The organism is Pseudomonas sp. LG1E9, assembly GCF_003290225.1.
GTDB classification, from domain to species: Bacteria; Pseudomonadota; Gammaproteobacteria; order Pseudomonadales; family Pseudomonadaceae; genus Aquipseudomonas; species Aquipseudomonas cyclaminis.
Map to the genome: position 1 here is coordinate 2,008,327 of NZ_CP029983.1, position 19,118 is coordinate 2,027,444.

Sequence of the window (19,118 nt, forward strand, 5' to 3'; positions counted from 1 at the left end):
AAAAAACTTGTAACTCAGTTCACCTTGAACCGTCCCACCAGCCCCTGCTGTTGCTCGGCCAAGCGGGCTAACTCGCGGCTGGTGACGGCGGTTTGTTCAGCACCGGCGCTGACCTGGATAACCAGAGTGTTGATGTCGTTTACGTTGCGGTGGATCTCCTCGGCAACCTGACTCTGTTGTTCTGCCGCCGAGGCGACCTGTATGTTGCTGTCGCTGATGGTCGCGATGCCCTCGGCTATTTCTTCTAGCAACTCCCCTGCGCGCACTACGTTGCTCGCGCCTTCTTGAGCCTTCCCTAGAGTTTCCTGCATGGAAGTGGCGGCACGGTCGGAGCCGGATTGCAGATTGGCGATCATCTTCTGGATACTGACGGTGGAATCCTGAGTCTTTTTGGCCAGATTCCGCACCTCATCGGCGACCACGGCAAATCCACGACCCTGCTCACCGGCACGGGCAGCCTCAATGGCAGCGTTCAAAGCTAGCAGATTGGTTTGCTCTGCTACACCACGAATCACATCCAAAACCGAGGAGATGGAATAGCTTTCACCCTTGAGCTCCTCAATGATTCGGGATGTTTGTTCGGCCTGAACCTCAAGCCCTTTGATCAAGCTGATGGTGTTCTCGATTTCAGCCTTGCCCTGCATAGTGCTGGCATTAACGCGCTGCGACATCTCTGCGGCGTCGGTAGTGCTGCGCGCCACGTCTTTGACCGTGGCGCTCATCTCGCTGATGGCAGTGACCACCTGATCGGTGCCTTGACGCTGCTGGACGACGTTATTGCTAGTTTGCAGGGCCACAGCCGAAGACTGCTCGGCGGCGGTCGCGACCTGCGCCGTGGCACTCCCGATCTCACGGATCACTTCACCGATCTGTATGGCCATGTTATCCAGGTTACGCGAGATCTCGCCAAACTCGTCTCTGCCGGTGTAACGGGTTCTGGCAGTTAGGTCACGCGTGGATAGCGAAATAAGGGTGCGGTTCACGTCGACCACAGCGATTTTGATATTGCGAATAATCACCGAAGCGAGCCACAGCACCGCAATCAACATCAGAATGACGGTGGCTATTGCGACATACAGACTGCGCTGGGCATCGGTACGCGCGACATTGGCTAGGCTCACGACCGTCTGGCCCAGTTCAGCCTCGACCTGAGCCATCATGTCGATACGGCTGGTGGAAAGGTTGAACCAGTCTTCGGGTTTGATATTAAGCGGATCGCCTAGAGGCGTATCAAATCCGAGTTTTTGCAGGCGAGCTACATCGACGGATGCGGGCTGTTGTAGAACCGCATCCAGCTTATTTTTGAACACGGCAGGAGCCCAGCGTTGAAAGGCCTCGAAATAGCCGGAGAACTCGCCCATGTTGCGGCTGAAACGTGACAACAGCGGCGCATCAAAACGGTTTTGGTTGAATGCCAGGCCAAGCAGTACACGCTCTCGACCAGAGCGCTCTTTCATGTCTACGAACTGATTGAGTGAACTCAGCCCACGCAGGATTTCCGGATCCTCAATGCTGGTTTCCAGTGAGTAAGAGAAGCCGATCAAATTTTTGATAACATCGGTGAATCGGGTGCCGGACTCGCCGTTATTGATTGCGAGCGTGTCCACCTGCTGACGCAGTCCGGCCAAACCATCAATTGCGCGCAGCATCTTGTCAGGCGCGATAAGACCCTCGGTCGATTGCGCATGCATCGCGCTCACCGCACGGTCGGTTTCTTGGCGTAAGACTTTCAACTTGTCCTGCATCGTCTTACCACCGCTGCCCAGAAACACGCCGCTTGCGCCGCGCTCACGCTGGATAGTGGTTACTACGTCACTGAGTTTCTGCGCGGTGCCGGTAGCGGTGACCGCTCGGTTCATCTCGCTCAGTGTCTCTCGTTTGTCAGCTACAAAAATCCCGGCGAAGACCAGAAAGCCCAACAGGGGAAACATCAAAATAAGCAGTAGCTTTGTACTCAAAGGAGCATTTCTAAGCATGGCAGGCCTCAGGGCTTGAAGATGTTGTTTAAAGCTATCCAAGGCGAACGTTCTATGAAGTCGACGTCTGATAGAGCCCAGGATGGTTCAGTAGTAGCCTGCCGTAGCCAGTTTTTTCTCCGTTCGGAATGTTTCGGCTGAAACCAGCAAAGCTTTACCTGTAGCTAAGCAGGCGCCCAGCTATGTGGTAGCAGTCGCTCGATCTCGCTGGCCCGCTGCGTCGGCAGCTGCGTCAGCACATCCTTGAGATAAGCATACGGATCATGCCCGTTCATACGTGCCGACTGGATCAGGCTCATGATCGCCGCCGCCCGTTTGCCGCTGCGCAGCGACCCAGCAAACAACCAGTTCGACCGCCCAAGCGCCCACGGCCGGATCAAGTTCTCGATCTGGTTGTTGTCGATGGGCACAGCACCATCGTCCAGGTAGCGCGTCAGCGCTACCCAGCGTTTAAGGCTGTAATCCAGGGCCTTGGCCGTAGCAGAGCCCTCGGGCACAAGTTCGCGTTGGGCCAGCATCCACTCATGCAGTTTTTCAGCGATGGGCACCGCCGTTTCCTGGCGTAATCGCCAACGGTCTTCGTCGCTCATTTCCTTAGCGTGTCGCTCGACTTCGTACAGCCCGCCAATCGAGTGAAGCGCCTGCTCAGCCAACTGGCTTTTATTCGCGACGTGCAGGTCGAAGAACTTGCGGCGCGCGTGGGCCATGCAGCCGATTTCGGTGATGCCCAGCTCGAAGCTTGCCTTGTAGCCGGCAAAGTCGTCACAGACCAGCTTGCCGCTCCACGTGCCCAGGAAGTTACGCGCATGTTCGCCGGCACGGCTGGGGCTGAAGTCGTAGACCACGGCCTTGAGTGCCGAGAATGGCGTGCTGCTATAGGCCCAGACGTAAGCGCGGTGGGTTTTCTTCTCTCCTGGAGCCAGCATTTGTACCGGTGTTTCATCGGCGTGGACTACGCGCTGGGCCAGCACTGCTTCGCGCAGCGCATCGACCAGCGGCTGAAGCTGCACGCCGGTTTGACCCATCCACTGCGCTAGTGTCGAGCGCGGGATGGCAAGGCCGGCACGGCCGAAGATCTTTTCCTGTCGATAGAGCGGCAGGTGGTCGGCGAATTTGGCCACCATCACTTGCGCCAGCAGGCCGGCAGTGGGGATGCCCTTGTCGATCACCTGCGGCGGCACCGGGGCCTGGGTCAGTGTTTCGCACTGCCGGCAGGCCCATTTCCCACGAACGTGCTGTTCGACGGTGAACACGCCCGGCGTGTAGTCCAGCTTCTCGCTGACGTCTTCACCGATGCGCTGAAGCTGACAGCCGCAAGCGCACTGAGTGTTGTCCGGCTCGTGATGGATCACAGTGCGCGGGAACTGCGGCGGCAACGGCGCACGCTTGGGTTGCTGGCGTGGTTCTATCTGCGCGGGTGCGGGATGAAGTGCTTTTAAGTCGGCCTCGATGGCTTCGAGGTCGGTATTAAGCAGGTCATCGAGCAAGCTGCCTTGCGCCGGGCTGATCTGCTCGCTGCGCTTAGCAAACTTGTGTCGCTTGAGAATGGCGATTTCGTGGGTGAGCTGCTCGATGATCGTCTCATCACGATGGATCTTTCTGCCCATGGTGTCGACCTTGGACATCAGCTGCGCAGCCAGCGCGCGCAGTTGTTCAGGGGGCATTTGATCGAGATCGGGCAAAGAAGTCATGCCGTGGATTTTACCAAAGCAGTCCTCCGGTCACAGCTATAAGCCAGGTATTAGAGCAATGTAATTGCGCCGCCTGCACCTACTCGCTGCCAAGGCAATCCAAGTACCAGCGCCTGGAGTTGTTCGGGGTCGAGTTCGACCTCCGCGCCAAGATGGATGCCCGGCCAATGAAACTTGCCCTGATTCAAGCGTCGCGCCGCTAGCCAAATACCAACGCCGTCATGCACCAGCACCTTTATGCGGTTGGCCCGGCGATTGGCAAAGAGGTAGGCGCAGTGCGGCTTCGCCGCACCGAACACGGCAACCACCCGGGCCAGTGCAGTGTCAGTGCCGGCCCGCATGTCCATGGGCTGGGTGGCGAGCCAGATGGAGTCGATACGAATCATTGGGCCAGGCCACGGATAAAACACGCGCAGCCGTCCGGATCTGAGGCTGGCCATTTTACGGTGACGGATTTATCGCCCAGAACCAGTGAGATGATCACCGTCTCTTCTGTTGCGCGCTTGGATGCAGCTTGTACGGGGATGAAGGCCGGCAGAGTTGCGGGTGATTGATCCCGGTAAATCGGTAGCCACTTGCGGATCACGTTGGCGTTGATGCCGTGATGGATGGCTACGCTGGAAATCGTCGCTCCAGGTTGCAAGCATTCCTGGACGACCTGGGCTTTAAATGGTTTGGGGTAAGAGCTGCGTTGGCGCATGGAAATCCTGGCGATAAGGGTGATCGCGTCCGCTTAAAATACGCGGACACCATCGCCCTAAATACTGGAGTTCGGTAGGTGTGTTCGCCATCCGCTTACCACATAGCGACGTGGGTAGTACCTGGTACTCAACGGCTTGTGTATCTGCACGAACAACCGCTGGAGGTATTCAACCGGTACATCCAGGAAGGCATCAACGCGAACGAGGCGGGTGGGATTTTGCTTGGCCATGTGCGCGGCGAGCACTTGGAGATTATCGAGGCGACAGAGCCCTCTTTCTGGGACAGGCGCTTCAGGTTCCTTTTTGAGCGGATGTCCTATTTTCACCACAAGCTCGCGATGAAACGCTGGAAGGAAAGCAAGGGGCTGGTGCGCTATGTTGGAGAGTGGCATACCCATCCGCAAAATTATCCAACGCCGTCCTCGATAGATTTGACTGAGTGGCAGATCCTGGCTGCTGACCGGCGCGACGCCCGTCCTTTGCTGGCCTTGATCGTTGGGTGTAAGGGGCTGCACGTTGAGTACATGTTCAACACTGGCAAGCGATGTATCCTTGCCCCGTTCGACGCGCATATTGAATCTGTGTGACGTTAAGAGGCTAGCCGCTAGAGCCCAGCCTTTTTGTTGTCACTCGGAAACGGTGCAAACCTATTTTTTGACGTGTAAACCGCTGGGGTTTACACGTCAAAAAATAGGTTTACACCATCCGTGGTCAGACGCACGAAAGGTCAGGTTCAACGGCTGACTGGGCCGTGCGCTTGCGATCATCTAGCCTTGTAGTTATGCGCAACCTTCACCAGATTTGGGTTCTGGACTACAGGAGCTTGAAGCGATGGCAGAGATTGATTCAAGCTTACGCAAGTATGCGATACGCTTTTTCGGCGATCAGGCGCTTGCGATGAAGTGGCTGACAAAGCCAGTCCTAGCACTGGGCGGTAAGCGCCCCCTCGATGTCGACGTTGAGACCGCATTGGAATTTCTGGCCCGGTTGGAACATGGTTTCGCTGCGTAACTAGGAAGTTCTATCAGGCTCGCCTGTTCGCAGGTGAGACCCACCCCAAGCCCCTGCACGGCCAACAGCGACTGCTGTTCAAGTCGTAGAATTTGAATTAGCCCGTGGAATCCATGAGTAAAAATCTGACTGAAAACGAGATGCGCGAAGCCTTATTCGGTAGCCGCGATGCTCCTGCTCAAACGAGTATCGTTGCGTAACCGTCCGGGCAAGTCATCTAGCGTAGCTGGCTCTATTGTTTTACGAGATTGCGCAACGATGAAGCTCAGCCCTCAATGTCGATCAGGGACTGCCGGGCATCATCACCCCAGTCAGACCCTGTCAAAGCACTTTCTCGTGCTATCAACAATTGAAACGCTTGAGATTCCTTTCAAGCGTTGCTGGATAACTTAAACTTGCCGACTACGCTGCGAAGTTCATTAGCGAGCAATGAAAGCTCGTCAGCCGTTACGGCGTTGTCCTCTACGCCTTCCATGACGATTAAGCTGCTGTTTCGAATGCCGATGACGTTGCGATTGATATCCTCTGAGACCGAATGTTGCTGCACCGCCGCACTTGCAATCTGAGTGTTCATGCCCACAATTCCGTCTACTGCTTCATTGATCTGGTTCAGGCTGCCAGACGCTTGGCTCGCTGCCTGAATGCATTCCCTAGCTCGGGTTTGCCCAGCCTTCATCTGTTGAACAGCGGCATCAGTAGCGCCTTGCAACTGTTGGATGATCCGTCGAATTTCTTCTGTGGAGTTTTGTGTGCGCGAGGCCAGAGTCCGCACTTCGTCAGCCACGACCGCGAAACCACGGCCTTGCTCGCCAGCTCGCGCCGCCTCGATGGCCGCGTTAAGGGCCAGCAGGTTAGTCTGATCCGCGATGGTACTGATGACCTCGATGACACCACCGATTTCTTTGCTGTGTGTCGCTAACGCTTCGACTTTGCTTGCACTGAGCTCCACTTCGTTAGCCAACGCCTCAATAGCGGCACTTGTTTCAATCATAACTTTCAAGCCGTCGTTAGACGCACTGCTTGCAGATTCAGCGGCACGTGCTGCGCCCTCGGTATTCTGGGCCACGTCGGCAACGCTCGCGGTCATTTCGTTGATGGCAGTAGCAACCTGCTCGGTTTCAGCCTGTTGTGAGTTCATTGAGGCTTTGGCTTGGCCTATGGAGATCTCTAGTCGCTTTGCCGCATCTGAGACTGAATGCGAGCTACGCTCCACCTGGCTCAGTGAGCCCGAGAAGGCCGTTACCATGCGGTTAAGTCCCTCGCCTACATCACCGATTTCATCGTGGCTGTTGATTCGGACGCGCGCGCTCAGATCGCCTTGAGCAATACGTGCCGTCACAGCTAGGAGCTCATCAACCCCAATCCGCAGAGCCTTGTAGATGCCGACGAACGCATAGAGCAGCAGTATCGCAATGGCGATAAATAGCTCAGTGCCGAAAGTACGCTCATTACTCAGTGTATTCAGACGCTCATCAACTCGAATTCGCAGCGATTCCTGCATCTGATCCTGAGCTTTGTAAAACTGAGCAACGACGGCGTTTCCACGCTCGCCCAAGGTGTTGGCATTCACGGTTGAGCGCTTGCTCGGATCAAGGTAGTCCACCAGGTCTTTACGCAGATTTTCCAGGTCGGTAATGGCTGTTGTTACAGACGGCTGAACTACACCAGATAATTTCGGCTCTTCTCGGCGAAGCAGGGAAAGGCTCTGCTGCAACTCTTGACGCATTAGCAGCTCCTGTTTCAACAAAGTCTGGGCAAAAATACGAGTGGTGTCGTCCAGAGGACGGTCAGCGCTAAAACCGCTGGCCAGACCGCGAATCTGTCCGACCAGATTTATTTGCCGAGGTAGACGTATAGAGCTTAGATCGATGAGGTACAACGAACCTGCTTCTTCGTCCAAAATCATGCCGGAAGTGGCCGTAATGTAGTAAACGAAATTCATTAGGTCGGTTAACTGGTCGTTCCACGCGGAAAAGATCACCAAAGGTGCTTCGCCTGCTTTGGCGCGTTCAACCAGCTGCACACTAGCGGTACGCAACGTCTGAACTCGGTCTGTCGTTGCCAGTTGGGTGCTAAATTTTGCGTCCTGCGCAGCAAGAGTCGCATAGGCATCGTTAAGCTTTTCAGCATTGCGTGCTGCATTGGCTACTGCGTTGGTATCACCGCTGAGCATGCCGTGTGTCAGCGCCCTCTGAATCATGGTTAGACGCAGGATAGGGGTGACGTCCAACAAGTATTGTTGACCCACCTGTTCATGCTTGATGCCCGTGATGCTCGTGTTCAGTGAAAGCATCACCCGGGTGCCTAGCAGGAGCAGAGGAATCAGGACAATAAATCCCAAAATTACGAATTTCATGGGGAATCGAACACGGTTGGTAACGAACAGGGCAGGCGCTAATAAATTCATCGGGTTCTCTATCACTCAAGGTCTGTGAGTGCTTTCTTAGGCGTTAAAAAGTGCCCATCTCTCATTTATGGTTATGAGGTAATGAAAGCATTCCAAGAGATCTTCCTCAAAAGCCGCTTACCCTCCTTTGTTACAGGATCGAATTGCCGCGTTTCTCTTGGTACGAAAACTATCGGCTGAACCGGGCGAAGCTGTAGGGAGGAATGCATGGATAACCAGCATAAAGGCTAAGTAGACCGGTAATGGCACCAGTTGGAGGTGCGTCCGGGCATCCCGTCTTGCGCAACTAAACCGGTCGCCACCTATGCGGTAGTAGCTCCGCAATCTCACTTGCCCGCTGCGTCGGCAGGCGCGTGAGGACGTCCTTCAAATAAGCATACGGATCATGGCCGTTGAGTCGCGCCGATTGGATCAAACTCATGATCGCCGCTGCACGTTTACCGCTGCGTAACGATCCCGCGAACAGCCAGTTCGAGCGACCAAGAGCCCACGGACGAATTTGATTCTCGCACCAGTTATTATCTATGGGCACAGCACCGTCATCGAGATAGCGCGTCAGCGCTATCCAGCGTTTGAGGCTGTAATCCAGGGTCTTGGCGATGGCCGAAGGGCTTGCAGGTGCTTCTGATTGGACGTGCATTCTTCGGTGATAAGCGCTTCAGCTGCTGAAATATTGGTCGGGCAGCCTGCTTCAGAGATCTGGAATATGAGAGTCGTAATGGGGGCTGCGGGGGGAGTTTGGTGTTAAGTTCGAGTCAACACGTGGAGATGAAAAGTGCGTATTATGTTGACCTGCCTTCCAAGCTAAGCAGTGAGGGAAAATCCTTGTACTTCATGGCTTTCAGCGCGAAAATATTTGCGAAAAAAAGGATCAACGTGTTGACAGTATAAGTTTTGGCTCATCTTGATTTCGATCATGCGCACCTGCGGGTTCTGCGCCTGCACAGCGAAACGTTCCGGGTCGAAACGGCCATCGCTGGTGCGACAGCCAAAGTAGCCGCTGCCCAGTTCCCAGGTCAGGTCGCCGCCGTTTTCACGGTGATAGGGGCTGATGCTGCCTTCGCCGGTGTCGTGGGCAAAGTTGCCCAGCTTGGCGCCATGGTTGAGCGCCCGAATGGCGTTGGCGCTCAGGGAGCCAAAACTCATTGCCGAGATATTGAACACCGACGCCGAGTACGGCTGTGTGCATTGCGGGCCGCCGACCATCACACGAAACGTGCTGGGATCGCTCAGCGGCGCCGGGCGCATGGAGTGGCCGATGAATTCGAAGCCCGACTGGTACACGTCGATGAGGGTGCCGAAGGGTTTGTCGGCGGTTTCGTTCTTGGCGCGGGAGTAGACCAGCGAGCGTTGCGAGCGGGAGAAGGGCAGGGCGTCGCTATCGGATTCGAGCAGGTACTGGCGGATTTCCGGGCGAATGGCTTCCACCAAATAACGGATATTGCCCAGGATCGGGTAATTGCGGCGCACCGCGTGGGGGCTTTGCAGCAGGTCGAAAATGCCGATCAGGCTCAGCACGCCGGTGACCAGGGTGATGGGCCACAGCCATTCATGTTCGATAAAGGGGAGGCTGGCGAGGGTAAAAATGACGCACACAGCAAAAAAGGCGTAGCGGCTTAGCAAGGACAGGCTCATACGGTTTCCTTGGTTCGGACTCTGAGGTCGATGGGGCATTCTGCGCCAGTCCGGAAACCACAAACAACCTGGGGGATTATTCTTCATATGCCGCCCCGGTCGTTTCTTATTGCAATCGGTTCTCGTTTGGAGGCTTATTTGGTGTTACTGTATAACAATCAAGTCGCAACCAAACGCCCCGGAGGCCCCATGAAAGCTGGTATCCATCCCGACTACCGCACAGTGCTGTTCCACGACACCGCTGCCGACGTGTTCTTCCTGATCGGCTCCACCGCCGACAGCGATCGCACCCATCAACACAGCGACGGCAACACCTACCCGTACATCCCGTTGGACGTGTCCAGCGCGTCGCATCCGATCTACACCGGCCAGCAGCGCAAGACCCAGGTCGAAGGCCGGATTGCCGGGTTCAACAAGCGCTTTGCGGCGTTTGGGTCGAGTCCGAAAAAAGCCGAGGCGTGAGCATGATGCGGCGGCGTGCCCTACGCCGCCGTCTGCCGAATCGGCAGCACCACGCGAAACCGCGTGCCTTTGCCCAGCTCACTGCTCACGGAGATATCGCCACGGTGTTTTTTGACGATGCCGTAGGAGAGTGACAACCCCAGCCCCGTCCCTTCGCCCACTGGTTTGGTGGTGAAGAATGGATCAAAGATTTTCTGCATGGCCTGCGGGTCAATCCCGCAGCCGTTGTCCGCCACTTCCAGCCACACGTTCTCGCCTTCCACGCCGTTGCTGATGGTAATGGTGCCGCGCTCCGGCCCCATGGCTTGCGCGGCGTTGATCACCAGGTTCATGACCACTTGGTTGAGTTGCGAGGCCAGGCATTCGATTTCCGGCAATGGCGTATAGCGTTTGATCACGTCGGCCTTGTACTTGAGCTCGCTGGCGACGATGTTCAGCGTGGAGTCGATGCCCTGCTGCAGGTTTGCAAATTGCCAGGTCTGGTCATTGTCGACCCGCGAGAAGTTTTTCAGGTCCTTGACGATTTGCACCACGCGCCCGATGCCTTCCTTGGACTCCCTGATCAACAGGGGAATGTCGTCCTTGAGAAAATCCAGTTCCAGTTCGGCGCGCAGGGCTTTGAGTTGCTCGCCCTGCGCGAGGCTGTCCTCGGCCAGCCGGTAAGCTTCCAGCATCTGTTGCAGCTGGTTGAAGTAGCCATCGAGCGTGCTGAGGTTGGACGAGATAAACCCCACCGGGTTATTGATCTCATGGGCCACGCCCGCGGCCAACTGTCCCAGGGATGCGAGCTTTTCCGACTGTACCAGTTGGCTTTCCAGTTGCTTGCGCTCGTCGATTTCCACTTGCAGCGCCAGGGTGCGCTGTTCCACCAACTGCTCCAGGTGGGCGGTTTGCAGTGAGGCGCGGCGAGCCATGTCCCATTTGTTGGCCAGGGTATTGGCCATCTGCTGGACTTCGATGTTGTCGAACGGTTTTTTCAGGATCAGCAAACGATCGTAGCCCTGCAGGCGATGCAGCAGGTCATCCCAGGAATAATCCGAATACGCGGTGCACACCACCACCTGCAGGCCAGGGTCGACTTTCCACAACTCTTCGATGGTCTTGGCGCCGTCCCAGCCTTGGGGCATGCGCATGTCCACAAACGCCAGGGCATAGGGCCGGGTTTCTGCCATGGCCGTGGCGAGCAATTGCAGGCCTTCCTCTCCGCCATAGGCCGAGTGCAGCTCAAAGGGTTGTACCGTGGGTTTGCTGGTGTCGCCGAACAGTGCCGACTCCATATCATCCAGCGCCTGGTTCGATTCACCGGTGGGCATCAGGATCTTGCGGAAATCGTCGTGGATCGACGGGGTATCGTCGATCAGCAAAATGCGCCGGTTAGGTGGTTGGTTCATGGCGGGCTTCCGGCAAGGGTCAGAGGAATCGTCAAGGTGAACACTGCGCCCAGCCCCGGCCCGTCGCTGCGGGCGCTGAGCTGGCCGTGCATTTCCACGGCGGCCAGGGCGCAACTGTGCAGGCCGAAGCCGTGGCCCTCCTTGCGGGTGGTGAAACCGTGGGTGAAGATCCGGGTCATGTTCTCGGCGGGGATGCCTTCGCCTTCGTCCTTCACGCTGATCTGCAAGGTGGTGTCGTCCAATTGTTGCACCGCCAGGGTCATCTGCCGTGGCCGGTCGGTGAGGTTGGACATGGCGTACTTGGCGTTGCTGATCAGGTTGACCATGATCAGCAGCAACCGGTGTTTGTCGGCCATGATTTCCGGCACTTGCGCATATTCCTTGACCACTGTGACGTGGTGGCGGCTCAGCGCGCCGGCGTTCATGCGCAGGGCGTCTTCCATCAGGGCGCTGATATGCACCGGCTCCATCAGCGTGGATGCTCCGGCATAGGATTGCTGGGTAGAGACGATGTCCTTGATGTGGTCAACGCTTTTGCTCAGTTGCGCCAGTTCATCGGCCATGCCTTGCTGTTCGATGGCAATGGCCTCCACCAATTGGTTGAGGTAGCCCGGCAGCAGCTTGCCCTTTTCATCCTGGGTCAGGAAGGTGCCCAGGTCAGCCGTGTGTTCGTTGATCAACTGCATGGCCTTGCCCAATCCCAATGCCTTGCTGCTGCGCAGTTTGCGGGTGACCAGGTCGGCGGAGATATTCACGCTGTTGAGCACATTGCCAACGTTGTGCAGCACGTTGGTGGCGATCTCCGCCATGCCGGCCTGGCGGGCGCTGTCCAGCAGTTCGCTCTGGGCATCCTTGAGCTGCTGGGTGCGCCGTTCCACCCGTTGCTCCAGGGTTTCATTGGCTGCTTGCAAGGCGCGGTTGACCCGGTTGATCTCGGCGAAACTGCGCAGCAGGCGCACCGCCAGATAGAGCAGCAATACCACCAACAACGTCGAGAAGATCAGCAGGTAGAGGTGGTATTGATGGTCGATCAGGTCGGCGGCTTGCTGGTCCTGATTGAGGTGGTTGTTCAGCTCGTCCAGGCGGTCGGCCACAGGGACTGCGGCAATGCGTTCAAGCAGGCCGTTGACCACCGGCTGTTCGCGCAGGATCAACGAGATGTGGTTGCTGAGGATCTCCACCGGGGCCTGGAACTCGATCGGCAGGCGATCCTTGTTGATCGCCAGCTTGCCCAGGCCCACCAGGATATCGGCGGCGCGCTCGTCGCTGGTGACCTGGGCGAATTCAAGGCTGCTGAGCAGAAGATCGTAGGTGTCGGTGGCCACATCTTGCAGTTGCAGGCGGCCTGCGTCGTCAATGCGATTGAACTGCGCCTGGATGTCATCTTCGGCGGTCGGCAAAAACGCCAGTGAGTTGCGCAGCACGGCATTGTGGGATTTGAACTGGTCGACCAGGCGAGCTTTCTCCTGGATGGCTGCCTCATACGCCTCTGTGCTGGCCTTCCAGCGGGGCAGGTCTTCGGGGTCGTGGTAAGTCGCGTCACTGCCCAGTTTGGCCCACAGTTGTGTCATGTCCGCGAGCGGCGTAACCAGCGGGTCATAGTTGTGGGTGAGCGCGATCCGCGCCTTGAGCACTTCGCTGTCCCATTGGGCATTGAGCTGCTTGAGCTGGCGGATCAAGTCCCGTGACTGGGTATAGGTGGCCGTTTGGTCGCGGGAGGACTTGAGGTACAGAAATACCAGTGTCGAGGCCAGCAGCAGGGCGATCAGGCCGAGCAAGAGTTGGCTGGTGCGGCGGCGGGTAAGGGTCATAGAGGCTTGCCCGCCCATTCGCCGGTCAAGGTCTTGAGAAACTGGATGATCAGGTCTTTATCTTCCTGGGACGGGTTGCGCCCCAGCTGGTACTTGAACATCACGTCCACCGCCTCGGCCAGGGTCTTGGCCGAGGCGTCGTGAAAGTACGGCGCGGTGACGGCCACATTGCGCAGGCTGGGCACCTTGAACACATGGCGGTCTTCTTCGTCCTTGGTCAGCAGGTAGCGCCCCAGGTCTGATTCGACCGGGTTGCCCCGCGCCTTGAAGTAGTCACCCATCACCCCGAATTTCTGGAACATATTGCCGCCGATATTCACGCCCTGATGGCAGGCGATGCAGCCGTAATCCTTGAAACGCTGATAGCCGTATTTTTCCTGCTTCGTGAGGATGTCGGTGTTGCCCAGCAGGTATTGGTCGAAGCGCGAATTGGGGGTGAGCAGCGTGCGTTCATAGGTGGCCAGGGCGTTTTGCACATTGGCTGCGGTGACGCCGTCGGGGTAGGCCTGTTTGAAGGCGTTCTGGTAGGCGGGCAGGGCGGTTAGATTCTGCACCACGGTTTTCCAGTCGCTGCCCATTTCCGCCGGGCTGATGACCACTTGCTCGACCTGGGCTTCCAGCGTGTCCACCCGGCCATTCCAGAACTGCTTGAAATTCAGGCTGGCGTTGAATACGGAGGGGGTATTGATCTCCACCGGCTTGCCGTCGAAGCCGATGGAGAAAGGCTTGCTGTCAGCACCCCCGGCTTCCAGCTGATGGCAACTGGCGCAGGAGAGCGTGTTATTCACCGACAGGCGTGGCTCATTGAACAACTGGCGGCCCAGTTCGACTTTGGCTGCGTCCAGCACCGGCACTGGCGGCAAAGGCTTGAGCGCCTCTTCCAGAGGGGCGGCCGGCAGTGGCATGCTGAGTCCCACCATGACGGCCAGACCCAAACCATAGGTTGAGACTTCATTCAAGCGAGCACTCCTTGCAAGCGTGGGGCTATTGTCGGGTTATCGGCATCGCACGGCCGACCTGCAGCAACTGGGCGAAATCTTTCGCCGGCACGGCTTTGCTGAACAGAAAACCCTGGCCTTCCTCGCACTCCAGCGTTTTCAGGAAGTCCAGTTGTTCGGTGGTTTCCACCCCTTCGGCGATGATATTGAGTTCCAGGCTCTTGCCCATGCCGATGATCGCGGTGATCAACTGCGCGTCCTGGCTGTTGGTGTTCAAGCCGCGTATGAAGGATTGGTCGATTTTCAGCACATCAATGGGAAAACGGCGCAGGTAGCTGAGGCTGGAATAACCCGTGCCGAAATCATCCAGTGCCAGGCGCACGCCCATGGCCTTGATTCGCTGCAGGATATCCACGGTTTCGTCGACGTTCTGCATCAGCACGCTCTCGGTGATTTCCAGCTCCAGTTGTGCCGATGGCAGGCCTGTTTCCTTGAGAACCGCCGCCAGGTTGTCAACGAAATCGCGCTGGCGAAAGTCGATGGCCGAGATATTCACGGAAACGCGCAAGGGGGGGAGGCCCATCACCCGCCAAATCTGTGCTTGCTCGCACGCCTGGCGCAGTACCCATTGGGTCAGCGGAACGATCAAGCCGCTGTCTTCAGCCACTGCAATGAAATCAGCCGGGTTGACCCACCCCGAGCGCGGCTGGAACCAGCGTATCAGCGCCTCCGCACCGACAATGTTGCCGGAAGCCAGGTCCAGTTTTGGCTGGTAATGCAACACAAATTCATCGCGTTCCAGTGCCTGTCGTATCGCGCTTTCCAGGTTTTGCTGGTGCTGGGCGCGCAGGTTCATGTCTTCGGTATAAAAACTGAAATTATCCGGGCCGCGTTCCTTGCTGGTGTGCATGGCGGTTTCGGCATGCTTGATCAGCTCTACGGCGTTGCCGCTGTCATTCGGGTAAATACTGATGCCCAGGCAGGCGGTGACGCTCAGGTCATGCCCCGCCACATGGCGGGTGGCGCTGATAGTTTTAAGCAGCTTCTGGGCAATGTGCTGGGTTTGCTGAGGATGCTGGACATCGTTGAGCAGGATCACAAACTCGTCGGTGCCATAGCGAAACACCGAGTCCGACGCACGCACTGTCGCGATCAGGCTTTGGCTGACCTGCTGGAGCACTTCGTCGCCTACCGGATAGCCCAGGGCGTTGTTGATACGTTTGAATCGGTCCAGCCCGATAAACATCACCGCCAATTGCGTGTCATGTCGACGGCCCAGCGCAATGGCCTGGGTCAGGCGGTCGCCCAGCAGCGTGCTGTTGGGCAACTGCGTGAGCGCGTCGTATTGAAGCAGGTGCGAGACCTTGAGCAATTCCTGCACCCGTTCTTCGATGGTGCGCTCCAAGCCAAGCATCTTGAGCGCGACGTCCTGGGCGAGCTGCCATTTCCAGGTCAGCGCGCTGGCCATCTGGCGGATCTCCAAGTGGTCGAAGGGTTTTTTCAGGATCAGCAACTGGTCGTTGTATTTCAGCCGTGCCTCGATGGCTTCGAAAGAGTAGTCGGAGTAGGCCGTACACAGGGCGATCTGCAAGTTGGGATCGGCGTTCCACAGCTGTTCGATGGTGTGCAGGCCGTCCCAGCCGGGCGGCATGCGCATATCAATGAACACCATGGCGTAAGGCGCGTTGGCGGCCAGGGCCTGGTTCACCAGCTCAAGGGCTTCCTGCCCCTGGTAGGCAGAGTCGAGCACAAATAACTGGCGCGGCGGGGCGGCTGTGGTGCCGAACAGGGTTGCTTCGAGGCTGTCCAGGGTCTTTTCGTCGTGTACAGCCGGGCAGAGAATCTTGCGAAAGTCTTCATGGATCGAGGCCGTATCATCGACGATCAGGATGCGACGGTTGGCCCGCCCTGAGCTCGAGTTCATGACGCTCTCCTCACCTGCAAAGGGGTCGACTGCATAACGATTCCTTCCCTGGTTCCATTGCTGCGCGGGGCGCGGACCTGCTGTGTCAGCATAGTCGGGTTCCCTTGAAATTGGCGGCCAGTTGGCGTCAAATCAACCCCGCGCGTTAAGCGAGGCAAGACGGCTTGGCACAAGGGTTCAATTTAGCTCAACTCAGTTTAATTGGAAGGCGCAGCACGCATGGATGAACAACTGGCTACGAAACCCACAGTCTTGCTGGTCGACGATGAAGAGTCGATCCTCAACAGCCTGCGCCGCCTGTTGCGCGGCCAGCCATTCGATGTGGTGCTCGCCGGCAGCGGTGCCCAGGCCCTGGAAATCATGGCCGCCCAGCCCATCGACCTGGTGATGAGCGATGCACGCATGCCCGGCATGGACGGCGCGCAGTTGCTGGCCGAGGTTCATCGCCTCTACCCCGCCACCAGCCGCATCCTGCTCACCGGTTATGCCGACCTGCCGACGATCATCAAGGCGATCAACGAAGGGCAGATCCACCGCTATATCGGCAAGCCCTGGAATGACGAGGAACTCAAGCTGATCCTGCAACAGGCCCTGGAGCATCAGCGCCTGGAGCGCCTGACGCATCAGCAGAACGAGCAGCTCAAGCTATTGAATTCCACCCTGGAAAAGCGCGTGGTGGCACGCACCAGTGAGCTGCAACAGACCGCCGACATGCTCGACCTGGCCTACGACGAACTCAAACGCAGCTACGTGACGGGCACCGAAGTGTTTTCGCTGCTGGCCAACCTGCGTTTACCCAAGGACAAACAAACCAACCGCCCGTTGATCGATCTGATCCGGGTCTACTGCGCCGCCCAGTCCATGGACGAAGCCAGTACCCGCGACCTGGCCATGGCGGCGGCGCTGTACAACATTGGCAAGCTGAGCTGGAGCGACAGCATGTTGGTTGAGCCGGCCGACAAGCTGCACAGCACCGATCGCGAGCGTTACCGCGGCTACCCGGCGCAGAGCGAATCGCTGTTGATGACGCTGGAGCCGATGAAGGATGCGGCGCGGATGATTCGTCATCATCAGGAGCGCTGGGATGGCAGCGGTTTTCCCGACCACCTCAAGGGCGAGGCGATTCCGTTCGGTGCTCGCCTGCTGAAACTGGCAGTGGACTTCATCGAGTTGCAAAAAGGCCTGATCCTCGAACGGCGCCTGAACAGTGATGAAGCACTCTTATATATCCGCAAATATGCCGGCCGCCTCTATGACCCAGAGCTGATCGAAGACTTCGTCCAGGCCTGCGCGGCGTTTCTCAGCGACGTGACCTTGGGCGATCCGACCGTCAAGGTCTTGAGCACCCGTGAGCTGGCCGCCGGGATGGTCCTGGCGCGCAATCTCAATGCCGACAACGGCATGCTGCTGCTCAACGCCGGCAAGGTGCTGAACCTGCCGCTGGTGGACAAGCTGATTGCGTTCGAGGCGATGGAAGGGGCCAAGTACAGCGTATTTATCAAGGAACCGGAGGAGGCGTGAGCCGCGTTCCATTACTGTTCACTCTTTTGATTTCAAGGCTTTTATTTCATGTCCACCACTATCCGCATCGCCGCCGCCCTTTTGATCGGTGCTGACGGCCGAACCCTGCTGGTGCGCAAGCGCGGCACCCAGGCCTTTATGCAGCCCGGTGGCAAGATCGATGCCGGCGAGCAACCGGCCGAGGCCCTGGCCCGGGAACTGTTTGAGGAGCTGAACCTGCGTATCGATCCCAACGCGGCCGCCTATCTTGGCAACTTCTCTGCCCCTGCGGCCAACGAGCCGGGGTTCACCGTGGAAGCCGAGTTGTTCCAAGTGCAGATTGACGTGCCCGTCGCCCCTGCCGCCGAAATCGAAGAAGTCCGCTGGATCGACCCTGCCGGTGATGGCGGCCTGGTCTTGGCGCCGTTGACGCGTGATTTGATCCTGCCGTTCTATCGCTCATCGCTGACTACCACTGCCTGATGCACAGGCTCAAGGACTGACCCGTGATCCCACTCAACGACTTGCTGATTTTCGCCGCCGCGTGCCTGCTGATGGTGCTCACCCCCGGCCCGAATATGATCTACCTGATCTCCCGTTCGATCTGCCAGGGCCGCAAGGCGGGTATGGTGTCGTTGCTCGGTGTGGTGGCGGGGTTCTTTGTGCACCTGTTCGCGGCGGCGGTCGGTTTGACGGCGGTGTTTCTCGCGGTGCCGATGGCCTATGAAGTGCTCAAGTGGGCTGGCGCGCTCTACCTGCTGTGGCTGGCCTGGCAAGCGGTCAAGCCGGGCGCACGCTCGCCGTTCGAGGCCCAGCAATTGCCGCCGGACTCCACGCGCAAACTGGTGACCATGGGCTTTCTTACCAGCGCGCTGAACCCCAAGATCGCGGTGTTCTACCTCTCGGTGTTCCCGCAGTTCATCACCCCGGAACACGGTTCGGTGTTTACCCAGAGCCTGATGCTGGGCTTCACCCAGATCAGCGTGAGTTTCCTGGTGAACATGCTGATCTCGCTGTTTGCCGCCTCCATCGCCGCGTGGTTTATGCACAACCCCACATGGCTGTCGGTGCAGCGCTATTTCATGGGTTTTGTCCTCGCCGCCCTGGCCGTGCGGCTGGTGGTTGAGCAACGGCGCAGCGCATGAACATTCGCGCACTCGGGGCGGCTGATGCGCAGGTGTATCGGGCCTTGATGCTGCAGGCCTATGAGGTTTATCCACAGGCGTTTACCTCCAGCGTGGCCGAGCGCGCATTGATGCCGCTGAGCTGGTGGGAGAAGCGCCTCGACAACCCGTTGGATCGGCTGCTGGGCGGTTTCGAAGGGGATGAACTGGCGGGGATTGTCGGCCTGGCGTTCGAGCCTCGGGAAAAGGCGCGGCACAAGGTAACGTTGTTCGGCATGTACGTGACCGAGGCTTATCAGCGCAAGGGCTTGGGCCGACGCCTGGTGGAAGCGGCGCTCGATGAAGCACGCCAGCACCCGCGCCTCAAAGTGATCCAGCTGACCGTCACCGCCGGCAATGATGCCGCGTTTGCGTTGTACCAACGCTGCGGGTTCATTCAATACGGCCTGGAGCCGCTGGCGGTGCGGGTGGGCGTCGAATATTTCGACAAGATCCACATGTGGCGTGAACTGAAGACCGACTGAGATTTACCTGTGGGAGCGAGGGC

Annotated in this window: 16 protein-coding genes and 3 pseudogenes; 7 read left to right on the forward strand and 12 right to left on the reverse strand. The window is 57.9% G+C overall.

Features of this window, described 5'->3' with window-relative positions; all coding sequences use genetic code 11:
- Window positions 1–14 precede the first annotated feature (14 nt).
- The 4 genes from DNK50_RS09390 to DNK50_RS09405 form a co-directional block, all read right to left on the reverse strand.
- Window positions 15–1,931, reverse strand: a complete 1,917-nt coding sequence (locus DNK50_RS09390; RefSeq protein ID WP_162633409.1) for a methyl-accepting chemotaxis protein — start codon at window positions 1,929–1,931, stop codon at window positions 15–17.
- A gap of 209 nt (window positions 1,932–2,140) precedes the next feature.
- Window positions 2,141–3,667, reverse strand: coding sequence for an IS66 family transposase (locus DNK50_RS09395; protein WP_015885961.1), 1,527 nt, complete (start codon window positions 3,665–3,667; stop codon window positions 2,141–2,143).
- 50 nt (window positions 3,668–3,717) lie between these two features.
- Window positions 3,718–4,053: an IS66 family insertion sequence element accessory protein TnpB gene (gene tnpB / locus DNK50_RS29095; RefSeq protein ID WP_015885960.1), complete on the reverse strand. Its 336-nt coding sequence runs from the start codon at window positions 4,051–4,053 to the stop codon at window positions 3,718–3,720.
- Window positions 4,050–4,367 (reverse strand): transposase, encoded by a 318-nt coding sequence (locus tag DNK50_RS09405; RefSeq protein WP_112193713.1) that lies wholly within the window; start codon window positions 4,365–4,367, stop codon window positions 4,050–4,052. The genes tnpB and DNK50_RS09405 overlap by 4 nt, the downstream gene beginning before the upstream one ends.
- A 138-nt stretch (window positions 4,368–4,505) precedes the next feature.
- Here DNK50_RS09405 and DNK50_RS09410 point away from each other — a divergent pair, with 138 nt between their 5' ends.
- Window positions 4,506–4,955, forward strand: coding sequence for a Mov34/MPN/PAD-1 family protein (locus DNK50_RS09410; RefSeq protein WP_256595581.1), 450 nt, complete (start codon window positions 4,506–4,508; stop codon window positions 4,953–4,955).
- A gap of 244 nt (window positions 4,956–5,199) precedes the next feature.
- Window positions 5,200–5,379: an MbcA/ParS/Xre antitoxin family protein gene (locus DNK50_RS09415; protein WP_112193715.1), complete on the forward strand. Its 180-nt coding sequence runs from the start codon at window positions 5,200–5,202 to the stop codon at window positions 5,377–5,379.
- Between the two features lie 370 nt (window positions 5,380–5,749).
- On the opposite strand, the gene DNK50_RS29455 is transcribed toward DNK50_RS09415, so the two are convergent.
- From DNK50_RS29455 to DNK50_RS09430, 4 genes and pseudogenes are all read right to left on the reverse strand, one after another.
- A complete protein-coding gene (locus tag DNK50_RS29455; protein ID WP_370661146.1) occupies window positions 5,750–6,625 on the reverse strand; it encodes a methyl-accepting chemotaxis protein in 876 nt (291 codons plus the stop codon).
- A gap of 45 nt (window positions 6,626–6,670) precedes the next feature.
- Window positions 6,671–7,786 (reverse strand): annotated as a pseudogene (locus tag DNK50_RS29460) (methyl-accepting chemotaxis protein); the annotation flags it as partial.
- Window positions 7,787–8,072: 286 nt separating this feature from the next.
- Window positions 8,073–8,393: pseudogene (locus DNK50_RS09425) on the reverse strand (transposase); the annotation flags it as partial.
- 287 nt (window positions 8,394–8,680) lie between these two features.
- Window positions 8,681–9,421 (reverse strand): annotated as a pseudogene (locus DNK50_RS09430) (glutamate synthase-related protein); the annotation flags it as partial.
- A gap of 189 nt (window positions 9,422–9,610) precedes the next feature.
- Here DNK50_RS09430 and DNK50_RS09435 point away from each other — a divergent pair.
- Window positions 9,611–9,883, forward strand: a complete 273-nt coding sequence (locus DNK50_RS09435; RefSeq protein ID WP_099583517.1) for a type B 50S ribosomal protein L31 — start codon at window positions 9,611–9,613, stop codon at window positions 9,881–9,883.
- Between the two features lie 20 nt (window positions 9,884–9,903).
- On the opposite strand, the gene DNK50_RS09440 is transcribed toward DNK50_RS09435, so the two are convergent.
- From DNK50_RS09440 to DNK50_RS09455, 4 genes are all read right to left on the reverse strand, one after another.
- Window positions 9,904–11,274, reverse strand: coding sequence for an ATP-binding protein (locus tag DNK50_RS09440; protein ID WP_112193717.1), 1,371 nt, complete (start codon window positions 11,272–11,274; stop codon window positions 9,904–9,906).
- Window positions 11,271–13,085, reverse strand: a complete 1,815-nt coding sequence (locus tag DNK50_RS09445; RefSeq protein ID WP_112196913.1) for a DAHL domain-containing protein — start codon at window positions 13,083–13,085, stop codon at window positions 11,271–11,273. The genes DNK50_RS09440 and DNK50_RS09445 overlap by 4 nt, the downstream gene beginning before the upstream one ends.
- Window positions 13,082–14,005 carry a cytochrome-c peroxidase gene (locus DNK50_RS09450; RefSeq protein ID WP_112196914.1) on the reverse strand — a complete coding sequence of 308 codons (924 nt, stop codon included), beginning with the start codon at window positions 14,003–14,005 and terminating at the stop codon, window positions 13,082–13,084. Before DNK50_RS09450 ends, DNK50_RS09445 begins: the two co-directional genes overlap by 4 nt.
- A 64-nt stretch (window positions 14,006–14,069) precedes the next feature.
- Complete coding sequence (locus tag DNK50_RS09455; protein ID WP_112193719.1) at window positions 14,070–15,947, reverse strand: bifunctional diguanylate cyclase/phosphodiesterase; 1,878 nt, start codon at window positions 15,945–15,947, stop codon at window positions 14,070–14,072.
- 219 nt (window positions 15,948–16,166) lie between these two features.
- Between DNK50_RS09455 and DNK50_RS09460 the strand changes: the two genes are divergently transcribed.
- The 4 genes from DNK50_RS09460 to DNK50_RS09475 are packed head-to-tail and all read left to right on the forward strand — an operon-like array spanning window position 16,167 to window position 19,095.
- Window positions 16,167–17,468, forward strand: a complete 1,302-nt coding sequence (locus DNK50_RS09460; protein ID WP_099583514.1) for an HD domain-containing phosphohydrolase — start codon at window positions 16,167–16,169, stop codon at window positions 17,466–17,468.
- A gap of 48 nt (window positions 17,469–17,516) precedes the next feature.
- Window positions 17,517–17,930, forward strand: a complete 414-nt coding sequence (locus DNK50_RS09465; protein WP_112193721.1) for an NUDIX domain-containing protein — start codon at window positions 17,517–17,519, stop codon at window positions 17,928–17,930.
- 23 nt (window positions 17,931–17,953) lie between these two features.
- A complete protein-coding gene (locus DNK50_RS09470; protein ID WP_112193723.1) occupies window positions 17,954–18,592 on the forward strand; it encodes a LysE family translocator in 639 nt (212 codons plus the stop codon).
- Window positions 18,589–19,095, forward strand: a complete 507-nt coding sequence (locus DNK50_RS09475; RefSeq protein ID WP_112193725.1) for a GNAT family N-acetyltransferase — start codon at window positions 18,589–18,591, stop codon at window positions 19,093–19,095. The genes DNK50_RS09470 and DNK50_RS09475 overlap by 4 nt, the downstream gene beginning before the upstream one ends.
- Window positions 19,096–19,118 lie beyond the last annotated feature (23 nt).

Coding starts and splice junctions, on each gene's coding strand:
- DNK50_RS09435 (WP_099583517.1), top strand. CDS start 9,611: ATGAAAGCTGGTATCCATCCCGACTACCGCACAGTGCTGTTCCACGAC.
- DNK50_RS09405 (WP_112193713.1), bottom strand. CDS start 4,367: ATGCGCCAACGCAGCTCTTACCCCAAACCATTTAAAGCCCAGGTCGTC.
- DNK50_RS09440 (WP_112193717.1), bottom strand. CDS start 11,274: ATGAACCAACCACCTAACCGGCGCATTTTGCTGATCGACGATACCCCG.
- DNK50_RS09390 (WP_162633409.1), bottom strand. CDS start 1,931: ATGTTTCCCCTGTTGGGCTTTCTGGTCTTCGCCGGGATTTTTGTAGCT.
- DNK50_RS09455 (WP_112193719.1), bottom strand. CDS start 15,947: ATGAACTCGAGCTCAGGGCGGGCCAACCGTCGCATCCTGATCGTCGAT.
- tnpB (WP_015885960.1), bottom strand. CDS start 4,053: ATGATTCGTATCGACTCCATCTGGCTCGCCACCCAGCCCATGGACATG.
- DNK50_RS09460 (WP_099583514.1), top strand. CDS start 16,167: ATGGATGAACAACTGGCTACGAAACCCACAGTCTTGCTGGTCGACGAT.
- DNK50_RS09445 (WP_112196913.1), bottom strand. CDS start 13,085: ATGACCCTTACCCGCCGCCGCACCAGCCAACTCTTGCTCGGCCTGATC.
- DNK50_RS09465 (WP_112193721.1), top strand. CDS start 17,517: ATGTCCACCACTATCCGCATCGCCGCCGCCCTTTTGATCGGTGCTGAC.
- DNK50_RS09450 (WP_112196914.1), bottom strand. CDS start 14,005: ATGGTGGGACTCAGCATGCCACTGCCGGCCGCCCCTCTGGAAGAGGCG.
- DNK50_RS09475 (WP_112193725.1), top strand. CDS start 18,589: ATGAACATTCGCGCACTCGGGGCGGCTGATGCGCAGGTGTATCGGGCC.
- DNK50_RS09415 (WP_112193715.1), top strand. CDS start 5,200: ATGGCAGAGATTGATTCAAGCTTACGCAAGTATGCGATACGCTTTTTC.
- DNK50_RS29455 (WP_370661146.1), bottom strand. CDS start 6,625: ATGGTAACGGCCTTCTCGGGCTCACTGAGCCAGGTGGAGCGTAGCTCG.
- DNK50_RS09395 (WP_015885961.1), bottom strand. CDS start 3,667: ATGACTTCTTTGCCCGATCTCGATCAAATGCCCCCTGAACAACTGCGC.